1 protein-coding gene is annotated in these 675 nt (G+C 64.9%); it reads left to right on the top strand.

Going from position 1 to position 675, the window contains the following annotated elements; translation table 11 throughout:
• Nucleotides 1-38 precede the first annotated feature (38 nt).
• A partial coding sequence (locus EN925_RS38470; protein WP_164894809.1) for an ABC transporter ATP-binding protein occupies nucleotides 39-675 on the top strand: 637 nt, incomplete at its 3' end.

The raw sequence follows: 675 nt of genomic DNA, 5'->3' as shown, positions 1-675 counted from the left end.
AAGCCCCGACGTCCAACGCGCCTATCGGGGAACGGCCAATGACATCGACGACATCCGGGCCGCTGCTCAGAATCGCCGGGCTCAGCTCGGGATACGGGCGCGTCGGCGTTCTTGAGGCCATCAGCATTGACGTCGATCCGCACGAGATCGTCGTCATCCTGGGTCCGAACGGCGCCGGCAAAACGACGCTGCTCAATTCCGTTTCCGGCGTGGCGCGGCCCACCGCAGGCAGCATCGCGTTCGAGGGCCGCGACATCACCGGGATGCGCCCCGAACAGGTCGTGCGTCTCGGCATCACCCACTGCCCGGAAGGCCGCCAGATCTTCCAGCGCCTGACGGTGGAGGAAAACTTGGTCGCGGCCCATATCGGTCGCGGCGGGAAGAGTTTCGAGGCGTTGCGCGCCGAGGTGTTCGAGCTGTTTCCTGTGCTCAAGGAACGGCGCAACGGCATGGCAAGCCGCATGTCCGGCGGCCAGCAGCAGATGCTGGCGATCGGGCGCTCGCTTATGGCCGAGCCGAAGCTTCTGATGCTCGACGAGCCGTCTCTCGGCCTTGCCCCGAAGATCGTCCACCAGATATTCCGCATCATCCTCGACCTGTCGCGCAACGGCATTTCGATCCTGCTCGTCGAGCAGAACGTTCAGCTGGCGCTCGAATGCGGCGACTACGCCTACC

The organism is Mesorhizobium sp. M7A.F.Ca.US.006.04.2.1 (assembly GCF_004022915.1).
GTDB classification, from domain to species: domain Bacteria; phylum Pseudomonadota; class Alphaproteobacteria; order Rhizobiales; family Rhizobiaceae; genus Mesorhizobium; species Mesorhizobium ciceri.
The sequence above is the reverse complement of the archived record's forward strand: the minus strand, read 5'-3'. Positions and strand labels throughout refer to the sequence as shown.